General features: G+C 71.1%; 1 protein-coding gene. It reads left to right on the top strand.

Features of this window, described 5'->3' with window-relative positions:
- Positions 1 to 266: TonB-dependent receptor plug domain-containing protein (locus SB719_RS20595; RefSeq protein ID WP_412159806.1), on the top strand; the 266-nt coding region annotated here is incomplete at both ends.

Genomic DNA, 266 nt, shown 5'->3' with positions numbered 1-266 from the left:
CCACGTACATCGACGAGGTGCCCGTCGGCTCGAGCGGCATCTACCAGAGCGCGGGTTCGCTGATGCTGGACCTGCTGCCCTACGACATCAGCCGCGTCGAAGTGCTGCGCGGCCCGCAGGGCACGCTCTACGGCGCCGGCGCGATCGGCGGCCTGCTCAAGTACGTGACGCGATCCCCGGACCTGGTCCACGACGAGTTCCGCATCGGCTTCGGCGGGCGTTCGGTCGCCGACGGCGGCCAGGACTGGAACGGCCGCATCGGCGCC

The organism is Pantoea sp. SIMBA_079 (genome assembly GCF_046940275.1).
Classification (GTDB): domain Bacteria; phylum Pseudomonadota; class Gammaproteobacteria; order Enterobacterales; family Enterobacteriaceae; genus Pantoea; species Pantoea borealis.
This window is presented reverse-complemented; position numbering and strand designations above follow the sequence as displayed.